This window comes from Rothia sp. HMSC071C12, from assembly GCF_001813895.1.
GTDB classification, from domain to species: domain Bacteria; phylum Actinomycetota; class Actinomycetes; order Actinomycetales; family Micrococcaceae; genus Rothia; species Rothia mucilaginosa.
This window is the reverse complement of sequence record NZ_KV814378.1, coordinates 301857-319199: the sequence shown is the minus strand read 5'-3', so window position 1 is coordinate 319199 and position 17343 is coordinate 301857. Positions and strand designations below refer to the sequence as shown.

Sequence of the window (17343 nt, the reverse complement as noted above, 5' to 3'; positions counted from 1 at the left end):
CCAGACCAGCGAAAGGACCACCGCATGAGCTCCGACGCGCGTAAGAACGCGAACGAATCGGCATCCGGTCAGCCGGACCTGACCCGCCGTGGCTTTGTCGCCGGCGCCGCTGCCACCTGTGCTCTGGGCGTCATTGGTGCGAATCTGTTTATCCGCCAGGGCTTTGATCCCGGTGCGGTGGCGAATGCGTCCCGTCAGAAGCGTTTGCGCTCCCAGGTGCTGCCTGCTGTGCGTGGCCAGATTCTGGATATCAACGGCAATGTCATGGCGCGTACTGTGCAGCGCTATAACCTGACCGCTGATCAGAGTGCCGTGGCGACCTTCAAGCGTTACAACGAGGACCGCACCCAGAAGATTGAGGTCACCCCCAACCAGCTGGTGTACGAGATGGTCGATATTCTCAAGACCGTTGACCCGGGCATTACCGACGAGTTCATCAAGTCCAAGCTGGACGGCACCTCCAAGTACTCGGTGATTAAGGCAAATATCACCCCGGAAATTTTCAATAAGATTGATGCCCTTGGTGCGCCCTTCATCTACGGTGAGGCGTTCTCCCAGCGCCTGTACCCCAACGGTAGTGTGGGTGGCTCCGTGGTCGGCAAGTACAACATTGTTGAAGAGGCTGACGGCAACGGCAAGGGCGGCACGGTGTCCCGTAACTTCTCGGTGGGCATTGAGCGTGTCTTTGAGAAGGAGCTTGCCGGTACCCCCGGTGAGCGCACCTACGAGATTAGTGCTGATGGTGTGCGTATTCCGGTGGCTAAGGAAGAGCAGCGCCTGGCGGTGGACGGTAAGAATATTCGTCTGACCATTAACCGTGATGTGCAGTATTTTGCGCAGCAGGTGGTACGTGCCCGCGCTGAGGAGCTGAAGGCTGAATGGTGTACCGCCATTGTTATGGATGTGCGTGACGGCTCCATTTTGGCTCTCGCTGATTCCTCCACGATGGACCCGGGCGCGGCAACCATTGAGGATACGGCGGACATGACCCCGCGCGCTATTTCGCAGAGTGTGGAGCCCGGCTCGACCGAGAAGATGCTGACTTCTTCAGCGCTGATTGAGCAGGGCCTGACCACCCCGACTAGCGTGTATGACGTGCCCGCGACCCTTACGATTGACGGCCAGACTTTCAAGGATGCGTTTGAGCACGGGGCGCAGCGGCGTACTTTCTCGGGCATTATTACTGACTCGATGAACACCGGTACGGTGCTGGTCGGTCAGAAGCTCAGCAAGGAAGAGCGCTACAACTGGTTGAAGAAGTACGGCGTCGGCGAGTTTACCGGCATTGAGTTGACCGGTGAGGAGCAGGGTATAATCGCTGATTGGCGTGATTGGGACGGCCGTCAGCAGTACACGGTGCTGTTCGGTCAGGGTGTTGCGCAGACTCCGCTGCAGACCGCTATGATTTTCCAGGCACTGGGCAATAAGGGCGTTCGTCTGAAGCCGCGTATTGTGGACGCAATTATTGACGCGGACGGCACCGAACATAAGCGTGCCGTGGAGCCTGGCGAACGCATGGTCAGCGAGCAGACTGCCGCCTCCTGCCTGACTCTCATGGAGAATGTGGTGGAGCAGGGCCACGCCCGTCCGGCGAAGGTGACCGGCTACCGCGTGGGCGGTAAGACCGGTACTGCGGAAACTCCGAGTGAGAAGGGCGGCTACGACGGCAACACGACTTCCTTTATTGGTGTGGCGCCGATTGAGAACCCTCAGTTCTTGGTGGCGGTGACCATGCAGCGTCCTGAGGGTAGCGTGGGTGCGAACGGTACGACGGCTGAGTTCTCCAAGATTATGGAGAAGACCCTGCACACCTATAATGTGCCGCGTTCTACCGGTGAACCGGAGTTGATTCCGCTTTTTGCTGAGGATAGCCCCAATAAGACGAGCTAAAGGCGAGCGGGGGAGAGGGCTCCGGTAGCTGATTCGTGATGAAGAAGCCCCGGGACTGAACACCTGTCGAAGCCTAAAGCCCGTAGAATATTGAATGACCCTGTGTGCCTTGAGCGCATTGACCATACAGAGCTCACCGCTTCGGACAGCGGAGAGGAAAGAAGGACGATGGATACCGCATCTCACGCACCCGGCCAGAACCTGCTGGGCGGCGACGCTCAGACTCTGCGCCCGAATTCTGTGCGCCCGGTGAGTTTGGCGCACCTTCGCGAACATCTGCAGGGATTGGGTGCTCAGGTGAGTTCCCAGCTGGCTAGTGGCGTTCAGGGTTCTGAATCCGGTGATTCTGTTGAGGTTACCGGTATTAGCATGGACTCCCGAGGTGTTCGCCCGCAGGACCTGTACGTGGCTCTGCCCGGTGCGAAGGTGCACGGTGCGCAGTTTGCTGAGGCCGCGTTGAATCTGGGTGCTTCCGCTATTTTGACGGATGCTGCCGGTGCGCAGCTGCTGGGTGAGGCGCCGGTGCCTGTCCTGGTGACTGAGAACCTGCGCGAGTATGTCGGTCCGTTGGCTGCGCTGATTTATGGTTCGGCTTCGTTCCCCGCTACTCACCGTTACGCGGTGACCGGTACGAACGGTAAGACCACCTCCACCTACATGTTGGAGTCGGTGTTCCGCACCGGCCTGGGTGTGAAGACGGGTCTGATTGGCACTATTCAGATTCTGATTGATGGTGTGTCGGTTCCTTCGAAGATGACCACCCCGGAGTCTCCTCACGTGCATTCTCTGCTGACGATTATGGGTCAGCATCAGGTGCGTTGCGCCGCAATGGAGGTGTCCTCGCACGCGATTGATTACCACCGTGTGGACGGTGTGAAGTATGCGGTTGCTGGCTTCACGAACCTGACCCAAGACCACCTGGATCTGCACGGCACCATGGAGCATTACTTTGAGTCGAAGGCGCAGCTGTTCACCCCCGAACGTGCTGAGCTTGCGGTGATTACTGCTGATGACGAGTGGAGCGAGAAGATGTTCTCCGCTGCTTGCGAGCAGATGGGTGCTGAGCAGGTTCACCGTCTGGTGACTGCGCGCGGTGCCGGTCTGGCTGAGGTGCCCGCAGAGTTTGGTGCCCGCGACTGGGCTGTGGTGAAGGTTCAGCGTGAGGGCCTGGGCCACCGCTTCCACGTGGCTAATGGCGCCGGTGAGAGCGTTGAATGCTACACCGGTCTGCCCGCTGACTTTAACGTTTCGAATGCTGCGCTGGCGGCTCTCATGGCGTACCTGGATACTGACTCCGCTGAGCGTGAGCGCCTGCTGCCCGAGCTGGCGTCCGGTTCGGCTCTGACTCCGGTGGTGCCGGGTCGTATGCAGCTGATTTCTTTGGCTCCGCACGCGATTGTGGACTTTGCCCACAACCCTGATGGCCTGACCCGCGCCCTGGAGGCGATGGACCGCCCCGGCGACGGCAAGGTCATGATTGTTTTCGGCGCGACCGGTGAGCGCGACCAGCTCAAGCGCCCGATTATGGGTGCGATTGCGGCACAGTACGCAGATATTGTGGTTGTGACTGATGACGACCCGCACGGTGAGGCGCCCGAACCGATTCGTGCTGCCGTTGAGGAGGGCGCGCAGAAGGCTGAGAACCGCCGCGCCACCCAGATCCTGAATATTTCTCCGCGTGCCGCCGCTATTGATGCGGCAATTGCCCTGGCGGGCGAGCACGACGCCATCCTGATTGCTGGCCGCGGCCACGAAACCGAACAGGATGTTGACGGCGTGGATATCGCCCTGGACGACCGCGTTGAAACCGCCCGTGCCCTGCGTGCGCACGGTTTCGAGATCCTGCCTGACTACCAGCGCATGCTCGATGAAAGTGACTCTAAGACCGCTGAAGGTATGGTGAAGAATGATTAAGCTCAGCGCCGCCCAGATTATTGAGGCAACCGGCGGCACCGCTATCGGCCTGGAGGGCCGTGAGGAGCAGGTGTACGCAGACTTCGCCACCACCGACTCCCGTGAGGTGCAGACCGGTACCTTGTTCGTGGCGAAGCCCGGCGCGGTCACTGACGGCCACAGGTTCATCCCCATGGCCTTTGAGAAGGGCGCGACCCTGGCTCTGGTCGAGCGTGAAGTACTCGATGAGCAGGGCGTGCCCTACCCGAGCATCCAGGTGCCCGATGTGGTGCTGGCGATGGGCGATTTGGCGCGCTACTCGATTGAACAGATGCGCGCTCAGGGCGAGCTGACGGTCGTCGGTATTACCGGTTCTGCCGGTAAGACCACCACCAAGGACCTGCTGGCCGCCATTTTCACCCCGGAGGGCCCGACCGTTGCGCCGGTTGGCTCCTACAACAGTGAGGTGGGCGTGCCCCTGACCGTTTTCCGTGCGGATGAGTCCACCCGCTACCTGGTCATTGAGATGGGTGCGGACCACGTGGGCAACATCGAGTACCTGGCGAATATTGCGCACCCCGATCACGGTGCAATCCTGAAGGTTGGTACCGCGCACGCTGGCGAGTTCGGCGGCGTGGACAATATTGAGCGCACCAAGGGCGAGCTGGCTGAGGGCGTTCAGCCGACCGGTTCCCTGGCGCTGAACGCTGACGATGAGCGCGTGCTGCGCATGGCGTCGCGTTCGGTTGCACCCATTACCTACTTTGGCGTGGGCGAGAAGACCGACGCGAACGGCCAGCCCTACGAATGCTACGTGGCGGCGCTGAACCTGCGCACCACCGACGCTGGCTGCCCCGAGTTCACTCTGCGCCTGCCCGACGGTAGCGAGTACGAGATTTCCTCGCAGCTGATCGGTGAGCACCACGTGCACAACCTGCTGGCTGCTGCGACAATCGCCTACAACAGCGGTATTTCGGGTGAGAAGATTGCTCGCGCGCTCAACAAGGCGGCGGCGGCTTCGAAGTGGCGTATGGCGCGCACCGACCGCGCTGACGGCGTGACCGTCATTAACGACGCCTACAACGCGAACCCCGAGTCGATGGCTGCGGCACTGCGCACCCTGGCGCAGCTGGGCCGCACCGTTGACCCTGCAACCGGTCAGCCGCACCGCACCTGGGCTGTTCTGGGTGCCATGCTGGAGCTCGGTGACGCCTCCGTGGAGGAGCACGACCGCATCGGTCGCCTCGTGGTGCGCATGAACATTTCCAAGCTGATTGCTGTGGGCGACGAGACGAAGCCCATCTACAATGCTGCTCATCTGGAAGGCTCCTGGGGTAATGAGGCGACCTGGGTGAAGACCCCGGAAGAGGCAGAGCAGATTCTGCGTGCCGAGGTTCGCCCCGGCGACATTGTGCTCTTCAAGTCCTCGAACGGCGCGAAGCTGGGCATTCTGGGTGACCAGGTTGCTTTCGCCGAGTACACCTTCGGTGCTGAGGAAGAGCAGGCACCGACCTGGCTTTCTGCCGGTGACTTTGTTGAAACCACCGATTTGAGCGACCACCTTGCCGCTCACCTGGACGGCACCGCTAAGGGCGACCGTACTTCGACCGAACAGACCACGAACGAAGGGTAGCGCTTTATGATTACCGTGCTGATTGCTGGAATCTTCGGATTCCTCATCTCCCTCACCGCGCTGCCGGTGTTCATCAAGAAGATGTCGGCCCTCAACCTTGGCCAGCTCATCCGTGAGGAAGGCCCGGCAGCCCACCAGCACAAGGCGGGCACCCCCACCATGGCGGGTCTGATCTTCATCCCCGCGGCGATTCTCGCCTACTTCTTGACCCTGGCGGTGAGCGCACTGCTCTTCGGAACCGCGCCGGTACCGACCGCTACCGCGTGGCTGACCATCGCCTTCACCCTGGGCATGCTCGGTGTGGGCGCGGCGGACGACATCATGAAGTTCCGCAATAAGGGCAACGAGGGCCTGACCGAGAAGCAGAAGACCATTGGTCTTCTGGGCGTGACCCTGCCCTTTGCGTACCTGGCGTTCCAGTTCCCGAATGAGTCGGGTGCTCGTCCGGCGTCGACCGCCATCTCTTTCGTACGTGACCTGCCCATTGACCTGTTCGCGGCGGGCGCGGTCTTCGGTTCCATCCTGCTGGTTGGTTGGATTACCCTCATCTCCCTGTCCGGTACGAACGCGGTGAACTTCACCGATGGTCTGGACGGCCTGGCTGGCGGCATCATGATGACCATCTTCTCCGGCTACCTGACCATCAGCATCTGGCAGTACGTACACGCCTGCTCCGCTGGCGCTGGCACCGCCTGCTACGATGTGCGCGACCCCGGTTCACTGGCGCTGATTGCCGCATCCCTGGTGGGTTCGCTGGCTGGCTTCCTCTGGTGGAACGTGTCGAAGGCACAGATCTTCATGGGCGACTCCGGTTCCCTGGCGCTCGGTGGCGCAATGGTTGCTTTCGCGCTGTTCACCCGCACCGAGCTGCTTCTGCTGGTCATCGCTCTGATTCCCGTGCTGGAAGTGTTCTCTGTGATTGTGCAGAAGTTCGTGTTCAAGACCAGCCGTAAGCGTTCGGTCGCAGCGGGGGAGAAGCCCCTGCACGCGCACCGTTACTTCCGTATGACCCCCTTCCACCACCACATGGAGAAGGTCGGCGTCAACGGCAAATACTCAATTGATAAGCGAGGCATTGCCCCCGGTACCGTCAGCAGCGGCGAAGTGAACTCCGTGTTCCGCCTCTGGGTTGTTAACGCCCTCTGCGTGCTCGTTGCCCTGGCGCTGTTCTTCGGTGACTGGTTCTCGCAGACTTCTGGAGTGATTCACTAATGTCAACTAATGAACAGCCGGATACAGCTCGCATTGAAGCGAACGCCGCCGCTATTGCGGTGAACCCGGTGTATGAGAACGAGCGCCTCGCGGAGCTGACTCACTGGGGTGCGCCCTGGGCTAACCTGCGCGTGGTCGTGGTGGGCATGGGTACCAGCGGCGACGCTGTGACCGATGTGCTCGCCCAGCTGGGTGCGAAGATCGTTGTCATCGACGGGGCTGATACCCCGGAGAAGCGTGAACGCATCGACCTGTACGCTAACGCCTACGGCAACGTTGAGGGCCTGTTCGGTCCCGAGCACATGCGCGCACTGCCCCCGGTGGACGGTCAGGAACCCGAGCTTGTGGTGACCTCCCCGGGCGTGCGTCCCGACCACCCGGTCATGCTGGACGCGTATGAGCGTCGCATCCAGATTTGGGGCGATGTGGAGCTGGCGTGGCGCCTGAATGAGCGCAACGACCGCCCGACTCCCAAGTGGCTGTGCCTGACCGGTACGAACGGTAAGACCACCACCGTGGGCATGGTCGATTCCATCCTGAAGGCTGCCGGTAAGAAGTCTATTCAGGTGGGTAACGTGGGCATGCCCATCGTGTACGCCATTGCAGACGATGAGCCCTATGAATTCTTCGCGGTGGAGCTGTCCAGCTTCCAGCTGCACTGGACCTACTCGATGTCCCCGTACGCTTCGGTGGTTCTGAACATCGCTGAGGATCACGTGGACTGGCACGGCTCCTTCGACGGCTACAAGGCTGATAAGGCTCGCGTGTACGAACACACTCAGGTCGCCTGCATCTTCAACACCGACCACGTAGACACCCTGCGCATGGTTGAGAACGCGGACGTTATTGAGGGCGCTCGCGCGATTGGCTTCAGCTCCACTGAGATGCCCTCCGTGTCGATGCTCGGCCTGGCTGAGGATATTCTGGTGGACCGCGCCTTCCTGAAGAACCGCTACAACGAGGCGTACGAGCTGGCGGTCCTGCAGGATCTGGCTCCGGCACCCGGTAAGATGCCCGCGAAGCACACCGTGGAGAACGCTCTGGCGGCTGCGGCGCTGTGCCGTGCGGCTGATATTGACCCGAAGGCTGTGGGCGCGGGCCTGCGTTCTTTCAAGACCGGTGCGCACCGCAACCAGCTGGTGGGCTACGCGAACGACATCATGTGGGTGAACGATTCGAAGGCTACGAATCCTCACGCTGCGAACGCGTCGATGAGCGGCTACCCCTCGCTGGTGTGGATTGCTGGCGGCCTGTCGAAGGGCGTTGAGTACGATGAGCTGATTGCTGCTCACGCTAAGCGTCTGAAGGCTGTGCTGATTATCGGTACTGATACTGCGGCGCTGAAGTCGGCGTTGGCTAACCATGCTCCGCAGGTTCCGACCTACAATATGACCGCCGCTGTGGCTGATTCTTCGGACGGTATTGCCGTGATGAACGCGGCCGTTGCGAAGGCTGCTGAGCTGGCGCATCCGGGCGATACCGTGCTGATGGCTCCCGCGTCTGCTTCGATGGACCAGTTCAAGAATTATGCGGTGCGCGGTGATGCGTTTGCGAACGCTGTTGCCGCCCAGCTGGCAGACTCTTAGGACATTGCCTGTAGAGGGTGTCTTGGGTGACCGGGGTGCTTTCTGAGGGTTCTTCTCGGGGGTGGGATGGTAATGGTGTCCCACCCCTGAACCTTTTTCGTGTATTCGCCACGACGGATCCGTGGCAGTTGAGGCCTATAGGAGGGCATGTGAGTACCAGCGCATCTTCGGAGCGTTCGGCTTCTTCGGCGCGTTCGACCGCGAGTGGTCGTTGGGCGTCTTTGCGAGCCGGTTTGGAGGATTTCTCTGCGCCGTTCCGTACTCGTGCCGATAGGCTGTACCGTCGTGGTTTGAAGGCTGACCTGTGGGATGTGCCGGTGATGCTGCTGGTCACGACCCTGGGTCTGGCTATTTTTGGCTGCATTATGGTGCTGTCGGCGTCGAGCGTCACCATGATTTCTCAGGGGCAGTCGCCGTTCTCGCAGGTTTCGTCTCAGGTCATGTTCTTGGTTCTTGGCGTGATTGCGATGGCGGGTATTACGCGTATCCCTGTTGGGTATTACCACAAGAAGTCTGTGGTGTACGCGATGCTGGTTGCCGCCTTGGTCATGCAGCTTGCTGTGGTGGTCGTTGGCGTTGAGGTGAACGGTAACCGTAACTGGTTGAAGCTCGGCCCGGTGCAGATTCAGCCGTCGGAGTTTTCGAAGCTTGCGATTATTATGTGGCTGGCGTGGGTGTATAGCCGCCACGGCGATATTTCTCGTAGTATTTGGCGCACGCTGTTCCCCTCGATTTATGGTGTGGGTGCCCTGGTGCTGCTGATTATGCTCGGTGGTGACATGGGTACCGCCATGGTGTATGGCTTCATCTTTGTGGGCATGATGTGGCTGGCGGGTGCTTCTCGCAGCTCGCTGCTGAAGATTGGCGGCGCGTTTGCGGTGTTGGCGCTCGTGGGTGTGCTCAGTAGCGCGAACCGTGTGGCTCGTATTTTCGGTATTTGGGGTTCGTGCACGAACGCTAACTGTGACCAGGCAAATTCTGGTGAGGTGGCGCTGACGACCGGTGGCTTCTTGGGTGTTGGTCTGGGCCAGTCGCGCCAGAAGTATAACTACCTGGCTGAGGCGCATAACGACTATATTTTCGCCATTATTGGTGAGGAGCTGGGTCTGCTGGGTACGCTGGCGGTTCTGCTGCTGTATGTGGGCCTGGTGTACTGCGCGGTTCGTATTATGCTGCGTACTACTGATCCGCTGGTGCGTTTGGCTACGGGCGGCATCATGATTTGGCTGACTTCTCAGGCGATTATCAATATGGGCATGGTGTCCCGTATCCTGCCGGTGATTGGTGTGCCTTTGCCGTTTGTCTCCTATGGTGGTTCGTCGCTGTTGTCCTCGTTGTTTGCGGCGGGTTTGTTGTTGGCGTTTGCGCGGCAGACTCCGTTGCGTGGCGCGACGAAACCGTCGAATATTGAGACCCAGAGCGCGCGTGAGGTTCGTCGTGAGAATGCTGAATGGCAGCGTCGTACGCCGTTGCAGGATGTGCTGAATCAGGAAGAGGCAGCTCGTGCGGCTGCCGGTGGTCACCTGTTGAAGGAACATAATCCTTTGAAGGTTGTTTTCGGCCCGGAGAGCACGTTGCGCCGATGGTTGGGTTTTGCGCCGGATCAGCAGCGCGAGTTGTCTCGTGTGGCTCGTGAGCAGGAGCGCCAGGCCCGGGAGCAGGCTCGTCGTGAGGAGGAACAGGCTCGCCAGGAGGCGGCGCAGGCTCGAGAAGAGGCGCGTCTGGCTCGTGAGGAAGCTGCCCGTGTGAAGGCGGAGCAGAAGGCTGAAGCTCAGAAGCAGAAGGCCTCGCAGAAGCCTGCACCGCAGAAGCCTGCACCGCAGAAGGTAGCTCCGCAGAAGGCTCCTGCTCAGCCTCGTACCGGTCAGCAGACTCGCCCCGCTCAGAAGGCTACCGCTGCGAAGCCCGCAGGTCAGAAGCCCGCGGCTCCGAAGCAAGCTGTACAGCAGCGCGCCGTGCAGCCGCGTACTGCTCAGCAGCCTGCTACTCAGAAGCGAGTGCAGCAGCCTCGTGGCGCTCAGCCCCGTAGCGCACAGCACCGTCCGTCGGGTTCGCTACCTGCGGGTCTGCAGCCGTTGCATCCTGAGGACCGTCAGCGTCGTGCCCAGCGACAGGGTAATCCTCGACAGGGCGCTCAACGTCAGGCAGCGCCGCGACAGGGCACTCAGGCAAAGGGTACTCAGGCCAAGGGTGCTCCGAAGAACAGCGCTCAGCAGGCGCAGCGTCCGGCTCAGGGCGCGGCTCGGAACTCGGCTCAGCGCGGCACCCGTAAGCAGGGCTAAACCCCGCGGAACCCGCTCCGCGAAGCCTGCATATCGGGGGCTGGCAATCGGGGAAGTGAGCTGCGGTTCGCACCTCTACCCGTGATGAATATGTGCTGAATATAAGATAAAGCCCTCGCTATTGAGTTGTAGCTCAATGGCGGGGGCGCTCTTTTGAACAGGTGCGATAGCGTAAAATGATGCTGTACCGATGTGTTGGGAGAAAGACCTATGACGAAGAAGGCGCCCTCTATAGTCTTCGCCGGTGGTGGCACCGCCGGTCATATTAATCCGATGCTCGCGATTGCGCGTGCGGTTCGTGATCTTGAGCCGAATGCTAAGATTCTGATGCTGGGCACCGCCGACAAGATGGAAGCCGAGCTGGTTCCGGCAGCTGGTTTCGATATTGAGTTCATTCCTCGTGCGGCGTTCCCTCGTAGCATTAACCGTGCCGCTTTGGCTTTCCCCGCTAAGTTCTTTGGTGGCCTGTCGAAGACCCGCCGCATCCTCAAGGATGTAGATGCGGATGTGGTCGTTGGCGTGGGCGGCTACGTGTGCCCGCCTGCGTATTTGTCGGCGTTGAGCGCTAAGATTCCCGTGGTGATTCATGAGGCGAACGCGAAGCCCGGTTTGGCGAACCGCCTGGGTGGCACGTTTGCGAAGTTCACCGGTGTTGCGTTCCCTAATACTCCGTTCCCGCGCGCGACCCTGGTGGGCATGCCGATGAAGGATGAGATTGCCTACCTGAACCGTGAGGCGCACCGTTCGAAGGCTCGCCGTAACCTGGGCCTGGACCCGCAGAAGCCGACCGTGATTGTGACCGGTGGTTCGCTGGGCGCGCAGAGCCTGAACAATGCGGTGGCGGCGTGCCGTGACCACTTTGCTGAGTGGGACTTCCAGATTCTGCATATTACCGGTAAGGGTAAGGCTGTTCTGGATGAGAATGGTGAGCCGTTGAGCGCGCCGAATTACCGTCAGATTGAGTTCAGCAACGGCATGCAGGATGTGTATGCTGCCGCTGATCTTCTGCTGGTGCGTTCGGGCGCGGCGACCGTCAGTGAGGTTGCTGCGGTGGGTGTTCCCGCGATTTTTGTGCCGCTTCCCATTGGTAATGGTGAGCAGGCTCTGAATGCTCGTTCTCTGGTGGAGGCGTCTGCGGCTCTGCTGGTGAAGGATGCAGAGGTCACCGGTGAGTGGTTTGCCCGTGAGATTCCGGCTCTTATGGCGAACCCGGAGGAGCTGGAGCGTATGGGCGCTGCGGCGTATGAACTTGGTATCCGTGACGCGGCGCGCGTTATGGCTGAAGCAGTATTGAAGGCAGCTGAGAAGTAATGACTGAATTGATGAATCTTGAGATGGTGTTGCCGGCACCGCTGAACCCGCCGTTCCCTGAGCGTGCGAAGATGAGCGAGTTGGGCCGTGTGCACTTCATCGGTATTGGTGGCGCGGGTATGAGCGCTATTGCCGCTCTGATGCTGCAGGCTGGTGTGACGGTGAGCGGTTCTGACCGTGCCGAGTCGGCTACTGTTGAGTCGTTGCGTGCTGCGGGTGCTCGTGTGGGTGTTCCTCAGCAGGCTGAGAACATTGTGGATGTTGATACCGTGGTGATTTCTACTGCGATTCGTGAGGATAACCCGGAGCTTGTTGCCGCTCGCGCGCAGGGTCTGCGTGTGCTGCATCGTTCTGAGGCGCTTGCCGCTGTGATGGGTGAGTCTCAGGTGGTTGCTGTTGCCGGTACTCACGGTAAGAGCACGACCAGCTCCATGATTTCTGTGATGTTTGATCAGCTGGGTGCTCAGCCGTCCTTTGCGGTGGGTACTGTGATTGCTGGTCGCGGCACGAACGCTCACCTGGGTGCTCAGGGCCCGGAGTCGATTTTTGTGGCTGAGGCTGATGAGTCGGACGGTTCGTTTGTGCGTTACCGCCCGGCGATTGCTGTGGTGACGAACGTTGAACCGGACCACCTGGATTTCTATGAGACCGATGAGCGTGTCTTTGAGGCGTTCAACCGTTTTGTGGGTTCGCTGGCGCCTAACGGTGTTGTGGTGACCTGCGCTGATGATGCGGGCGCGGCTACTCTTGCGGCTCGTTCTCGTGCGGCGGGTGTGCCCGTGGTGACCTACGGTGAGTCTGAGGACGCTGACCTGCGCATTAGCGAGATTACCAGCGCTGGTTCTTCCTCGTCGTCGCACCTGTCCTGGTCTTTTGAATGCCGTGGTGTGCGTTATGAGGGTGAGCAGGATCTTGCTCTGAAGGTGCCCGGTATCCACAACCAGCTGAACGCTTCGGCGGCTTTTGCATCGGCACTGATTTCTGGTTACGAGGCTGCCGATATTGCTCGCGCGCTGGCTGAGTTCGTGGGTGCTGACCGCCGCTTCACTCTGCGCGGTGAGGTTGCCGGCGTGAAGGTCTTTGATGACTATGCGCACCACCCGACCGAGGTGTTCCGTGCCTTGGAGACCGGTCGTACCGTGGCTGATGGCCACAACCTGTACGTGATTTTCCAGCCTCATCTGTTCTCGCGTACTCGCGAGTTCGCGAAGGAGTTCGCGCAGGCTCTGTCGATGGCTGACCGCGCTCATGTGCTGGATATTTACCCGGCTCGTGAGCTGCCGATTGAGGGCGTGACCAGTGAGCTGATTACCGGTGCTGGTTTCTCTGAGGTTCGTTACGCCACCGCTGAGGGCGCTATTGAGGATATCGTGGCGTGCGCTCAGAGCGGCGATATTGTGATGACCGTTGGCGCCGGTGACGTGACCGCTTTGGGTGCTCGTCTGCTGGAGTCCCTGCAGGTTCGTCACGGTGGCGAGTCGAAGAAGTCGGAGGCTTAGGCTGTGCCGATGAGTTCTGGTCTCTCTTCGGAGGGGCATTCCTCCTCGCGCGCGCCGAAGGCTCCGCGTTCGCGTGCTCGTTTGCGCGCCCAGCAGGTAGCTGAGAATGCGCAGGTTGAGGCTAAGCATGCCGAATCCGCGCAGGCTGAGTCTGCCCAGTCTCAGGTGGCAAAGACGACCAAGGCTGCGGAGGCTACGAAGTCTGCGGAGGCGGTGAAGCCCGCCAAGGCGACCGCTTCCGAGGGCTCGGCCCAGGCAGCCGCTACTCAGTCTTCGAGCTCTGTTCGCCATGCGCCGCGTAAGCCCGTGGCGCATAAGGCTTCCGCTCAGCACGGTGCTGATTCTTCGTCTCGTAAGAGCGCTGCGGCGGTGCATTCTTCGGCGCAGTCTCTGAAAGATTCGGTGCGTTCGGCTCTGATGACCGGTCGCACCGTGTCTGAGGTTGAGCATGCCCCCGAGCTGTTTGATGTTGAGGCGTTTGAGGATTCTTCGTCTAAGGCAACGTCTGCTCAGAGTGCCTCTGCTCAGCCTGAGAAGAGCACCGGCAAGGATAGCGATAAGGGCGCCAGCAAGAAGTCTGCGTCCGCCTCCGGTAAGGCATCTGCCCAGTCAGATGCTGCCGGCTCTCGCGAAGAGCCTGCCGCCCAGAAGGCTGAGGAAAGCGCCGACAAGAGCACTGATAAGGCGGGGGAGAAGGCTGCTGAAGAGCCTCGCCCCACGAGCCGTTTTGGTCGTTGGCGTGCCGAGCGTGAGCAGCAGCGTGCCGCGGAGATTGAGAAGGAGCGTGAGCGTGCGAGCCGCCAGGCTCAGCGTGAGCGTCTGCGTCAGGATCCGGGCCTGGACGGCCTGCGTGCTGAGGAACGCCCCCGTAAGGAGCGTGCGCCTCTGACTCGTGCCCGTAAGCTGCTGTACACCGCTTCGGCACTGGCTATTATCGCGGTGCTGTATGTGGTGCTGGTCTTCTTCTCGCCCCTGTTGGCGACTCAGAAGATTACGGTGCGCGGCGCATCCCTACTGGAGACCACTCAGGTGGAGCAGAAGCTGGAGCCCCTGCGCGGTGTTCCGCTCACTCGCATCGACGAGAAGAAGGTGCGTGAGCTGATCGGGCAGGATAACGTGATTCGTAGCGTGCAGGTGGAGAGCCGCCCGCCGCATGAGCTGGTGGTGACTCTGAAGGAGCGTACCGCGGTTGCGGTTGTGAAGCAGGGCGATACGTACCATACTGTTGATAGTGATGGTGTGAGCCTGCTGGAGTCGGCAACTCAGCCCGATACCTCGGTGCCGCTGGTGCGTTTCAGCGGTGATGACCCGCAGACTTCGGCTGAATTCCACACTATTTCTACGGCGCTTTCGGCGATGCCCTCTGAACTTCTAGCTCAGGTTAAGGAAGCCAGCGCTACCTCAACCTCAAGTATCACTCTAACCTTGAGGGATAATACTACGGTGCAGTGGGGAACCGCTGAAGAGAGCGAGTTGAAGGCTAAGGTCCTTCTCTCCCTGCGCCAGGCTATTGCCAAGCGTGCTCAGGAGGAGAACTCCTCTGAGGCGCAGACGCAGAAGGTGGCCGTCTACGACGTGTCTGCCCCGCGCGTACCGGTGACCCGTTAGGGGGAACCATTCAGGCGCTTTATCCTCCCTTTTTGTGTGAAATCCGCAAAAAGAGGGGGTAATTGCGCTGTGTGACTAGGAACCAACAAAAACAGTTTGGTATCCTAGCAGATAAAGTCATTCTTTAGAGGAAACCTTCAGGCTTAGATTAAGCTGCGGGTCTTCCGAAGCTGGAACACGGAACAATCGAGGAATACATGGACGCTGGAACTCCCCAGAACTACTTGGCAGTCATCAAGGTCGTTGGTATCGGCGGCGGTGGCGTCAACGCAGTCAACCGCATGATTGAGGTTGGTCTGCGCGGCGTTGAGTTCATTGCTATCAACACTGACGCTCAGGCTCTGCTCATGTCCGATGCAGACGTTAAGCTGGACGTTGGTCGTGAGCTGACCCGCGGTCTTGGCGCGGGCGCAAACCCCGAGGTTGGCCGTCAGGCAGCCGAGGATCACGCGCAGGAAATTGAGGAAGTCCTCAAGGGCGCAGACATGGTCTTTGTGACCGCAGGTGAGGGCGGTGGCACCGGTACCGGTGGCGCACCCGTCGTGGCACGTATTGCCCGCTCCCTCGGCGCTCTGACCATTGGTGTGGTGACCCGCCCCTTCACCTTCGAGGGTCGTCGCCGCTCCAACCAGGCTGAGACCGGTATCGCTGCTCTGCGCGATGAGGTTGATACCCTGATCGTTATTCCGAACGACCGACTGCTGTCGATTTCGGATCGCAACGTCTCCATGCTGGACGCATTCAAGTCCGCTGACCAGGTTCTGCTCTCCGGTGTGCAGGGCATTACCGACCTGATCACCACCCCCGGCCTGATCAACCTTGACTTCGCTGACGTTAAGTCCGTCATGCAGGGTGCAGGTTCGGCTCTGATGGGCATCGGCTCGGCAACCGGTGAGGACCGTGCCGTGAAGGCAGCTGAGCTGGCTATCGCTTCGCCGCTGCTGGAAGCATCCATCGACGGTGCACACGGCGTTCTGCTGTCCATTCAGGGTGGCTCCGACCTGGGTCTGTTCGAGATCAACGAGGCTGCACGCCTGGTTCAGGAAGTTGCTCACCCCGACGCAAACATCATCTTCGGTGCTGTTATTGACGACGCACTGGGCGATGAGGCTCGCGTGACCGTGATTGCTGCTGGCTTCGACGCAGTGAACCCGGAGACCAACTCCAACGCTTCCACTGCTGCTGCTACTCAGGCTCAGCGCACCCAGGCATCCTTCGGCGGTTCCACCGCTGCTCCGGCTGCTAACGGCTACGGCTACAACGCACCCGCTGCTGCTCCGGCTTCCACCGGCGCTGCTGGCTTCGACGTTGACCTTCCCCCGGTTGTGGAGGAAGCTCCGGCTCGCCGCGACACCCTGGATGTCCCTGACTTCCTGAAGTAGTCTGCCCGGCTGTGAACGCCTAGGCGTTGCACGGCTGAGAGTCTTATGAAGCTATAGGGGAGCTGAGAAACAAGCACATTGTGCTGTTCTCGGCTCCCCTTTGCTATACCCGCCGTTATACCTGCTGACACCTGATGAAGGAATAGATGATGAGCGACGCTCCCAAAACTCCGCTACTTGCTGCTGCCGATACCCGCACCTTGGGCTCTTGGCGTGTGCGGGTGGGTTTCACCTCCCGCGCGGCGGGCAACCTGGGTCTGCACGTGGACGATGAGCTCGGTGGCGGTATGGATGCCTCCCTGGTGCGCACCCTCAACCACCGTGCCGCCCTGGAGGAGGCGCTGGGTACCGAGCCGTTCTTCTACCTGAACCAGGTGCACGGCGTGCAGATTGCCTACCCGGAAGACTATGCGGTGGAATCCTACGCCCCCGGCGCCCCCGAGGAGCGTACCTCTGAGCGTGGCCGCGCGGTGCTTGAGAACTCTCCGGTAGCCGATGCGGCGATTAGCACCGAGGGCGTGCCCCTGGCGATTATGGTGGCGGACTGCATCCCCGTGGTGCTTGTGGGTGAGCGGGTCGCGAACTGGCAACCAATCCTGGCGGTGGCTCACGCTGGCCGCCGAGGCCTGCTCGACGGTGTGCTCCAGCAGACCGTGCAACGGATGCGTCAGCTTGGCGCGGAGAAAATTACCGCCTGGCTGGGTCCGAGCATCTGCGGTAGCTGCTACGAGGTGCCCGAGGCGATGCGCGCCAAATCCACCGAGCTGATTCCGCAGGTGCATTCGGTGACCAGTCAGCAGACCCCCGGACTGGACCTGCCCGCAGGCGCCCGCGCCGTGCTGGAAGAGGCAGGGGTGCAGGTGAGCATGGATTGCGCCCAGTGCACCTTTGAGGAGCCTGAGGTGTATTCGCATCGCGGGTTCACGAACCGCGGTGAGAAGCCGGGTCGCATTGCGGGTCTGGTCTGGCTTGAGAAGACGGCGGAGCCCGCCGCCTAGAGCTGCTAAATATAGAGCCGCTAAAGACGAGAGCCGCTGAAGGAGAGAA

The 17343-nt window shown here is 60.6% G+C and carries 11 protein-coding genes; all 11 read left to right on the top strand.

All coding sequences use genetic code 11. From position 1 onward, the window contains the following. Positions 1–24: 24 nt before the first annotated feature. A complete protein-coding gene (locus HMPREF2942_RS08980; RefSeq protein WP_070688906.1) occupies positions 25–1890 on the top strand; it encodes a peptidoglycan D,D-transpeptidase FtsI family protein in 1866 nt (621 codons plus the stop codon). A gap of 168 nt (positions 1891–2058) precedes the next feature. Next, positions 2059–3804 (top strand): Mur ligase family protein, encoded by a 1746-nt coding sequence (locus HMPREF2942_RS08975; RefSeq protein WP_070688905.1) that lies wholly within the window; start codon positions 2059–2061, stop codon positions 3802–3804. Further along, on the top strand, positions 3797–5416 hold the full coding sequence (gene murF / locus HMPREF2942_RS08970) for a UDP-N-acetylmuramoyl-tripeptide--D-alanyl-D-alanine ligase (protein ID WP_070688904.1): 1620 nt from the start codon (positions 3797–3799) through the stop codon (positions 5414–5416). The genes HMPREF2942_RS08975 and murF overlap by 8 nt, the downstream gene beginning before the upstream one ends. A 6-nt stretch (positions 5417–5422) precedes the next feature. Beyond that, on the top strand, positions 5423–6628 hold the full coding sequence (gene mraY / locus HMPREF2942_RS08965) for a phospho-N-acetylmuramoyl-pentapeptide-transferase (protein WP_049353001.1): 1206 nt from the start codon (positions 5423–5425) through the stop codon (positions 6626–6628). Next, positions 6628–8214, top strand: coding sequence for a UDP-N-acetylmuramoyl-L-alanine--D-glutamate ligase (gene murD / locus HMPREF2942_RS08960; protein WP_049353000.1), 1587 nt, complete (start codon positions 6628–6630; stop codon positions 8212–8214). Before mraY ends, murD begins: the two co-directional genes overlap by 1 nt. Positions 8215–8363: 149 nt before the next feature. After that, positions 8364–10496: an FtsW/RodA/SpoVE family cell cycle protein gene (locus HMPREF2942_RS08955; protein WP_070688903.1), complete on the top strand. Its 2133-nt coding sequence runs from the start codon at positions 8364–8366 to the stop codon at positions 10494–10496. A gap of 210 nt (positions 10497–10706) precedes the next feature. Next, positions 10707–11807 (top strand): undecaprenyldiphospho-muramoylpentapeptide beta-N-acetylglucosaminyltransferase, encoded by a 1101-nt coding sequence (gene murG / locus HMPREF2942_RS08950; RefSeq protein ID WP_049350352.1) that lies wholly within the window; start codon positions 10707–10709, stop codon positions 11805–11807. Beyond that, entirely contained in the window at positions 11807–13306 is a 1500-nt protein-coding gene (gene murC, locus HMPREF2942_RS08945) for a UDP-N-acetylmuramate--L-alanine ligase (RefSeq protein ID WP_070634444.1), read from the top strand. The genes murG and murC overlap by 1 nt, the downstream gene beginning before the upstream one ends. A gap of 9 nt (positions 13307–13315) precedes the next feature. After that, positions 13316–14914: a cell division protein FtsQ/DivIB gene (locus HMPREF2942_RS08940; protein WP_246824416.1), complete on the top strand. Its 1599-nt coding sequence runs from the start codon at positions 13316–13318 to the stop codon at positions 14912–14914. Positions 14915–15111: 197 nt separating this feature from the next. Beyond that, entirely contained in the window at positions 15112–16296 is a 1185-nt protein-coding gene (gene ftsZ / locus HMPREF2942_RS08935) for a cell division protein FtsZ (RefSeq protein WP_070688901.1), read from the top strand. Between the two features lie 149 nt (positions 16297–16445). Beyond that, positions 16446–17294 (top strand): purine nucleoside phosphorylase YfiH/LACC1 family protein, encoded by an 849-nt coding sequence (locus HMPREF2942_RS08930; RefSeq protein WP_070688900.1) that lies wholly within the window; start codon positions 16446–16448, stop codon positions 17292–17294. Positions 17295–17343 lie beyond the last annotated feature (49 nt).

Coding starts and splice junctions, on each gene's coding strand:
- ftsZ (WP_070688901.1), top strand. CDS start 15,112: ATGGACGCTGGAACTCCCCAGAACTACTTGGCAGTCATCAAGGTCGTT.
- murF (WP_070688904.1), top strand. CDS start 3,797: ATGATTAAGCTCAGCGCCGCCCAGATTATTGAGGCAACCGGCGGCACC.
- HMPREF2942_RS08975 (WP_070688905.1), top strand. CDS start 2,059: ATGGATACCGCATCTCACGCACCCGGCCAGAACCTGCTGGGCGGCGAC.
- murC (WP_070634444.1), top strand. CDS start 11,807: ATGACTGAATTGATGAATCTTGAGATGGTGTTGCCGGCACCGCTGAAC.
- HMPREF2942_RS08980 (WP_070688906.1), top strand. CDS start 25: ATGAGCTCCGACGCGCGTAAGAACGCGAACGAATCGGCATCCGGTCAG.
- murG (WP_049350352.1), top strand. CDS start 10,707: ATGACGAAGAAGGCGCCCTCTATAGTCTTCGCCGGTGGTGGCACCGCC.
- HMPREF2942_RS08930 (WP_070688900.1), top strand. CDS start 16,446: ATGAGCGACGCTCCCAAAACTCCGCTACTTGCTGCTGCCGATACCCGC.
- HMPREF2942_RS08940 (WP_246824416.1), top strand. CDS start 13,316: ATGAGTTCTGGTCTCTCTTCGGAGGGGCATTCCTCCTCGCGCGCGCCG.
- mraY (WP_049353001.1), top strand. CDS start 5,423: ATGATTACCGTGCTGATTGCTGGAATCTTCGGATTCCTCATCTCCCTC.
- murD (WP_049353000.1), top strand. CDS start 6,628: ATGTCAACTAATGAACAGCCGGATACAGCTCGCATTGAAGCGAACGCC.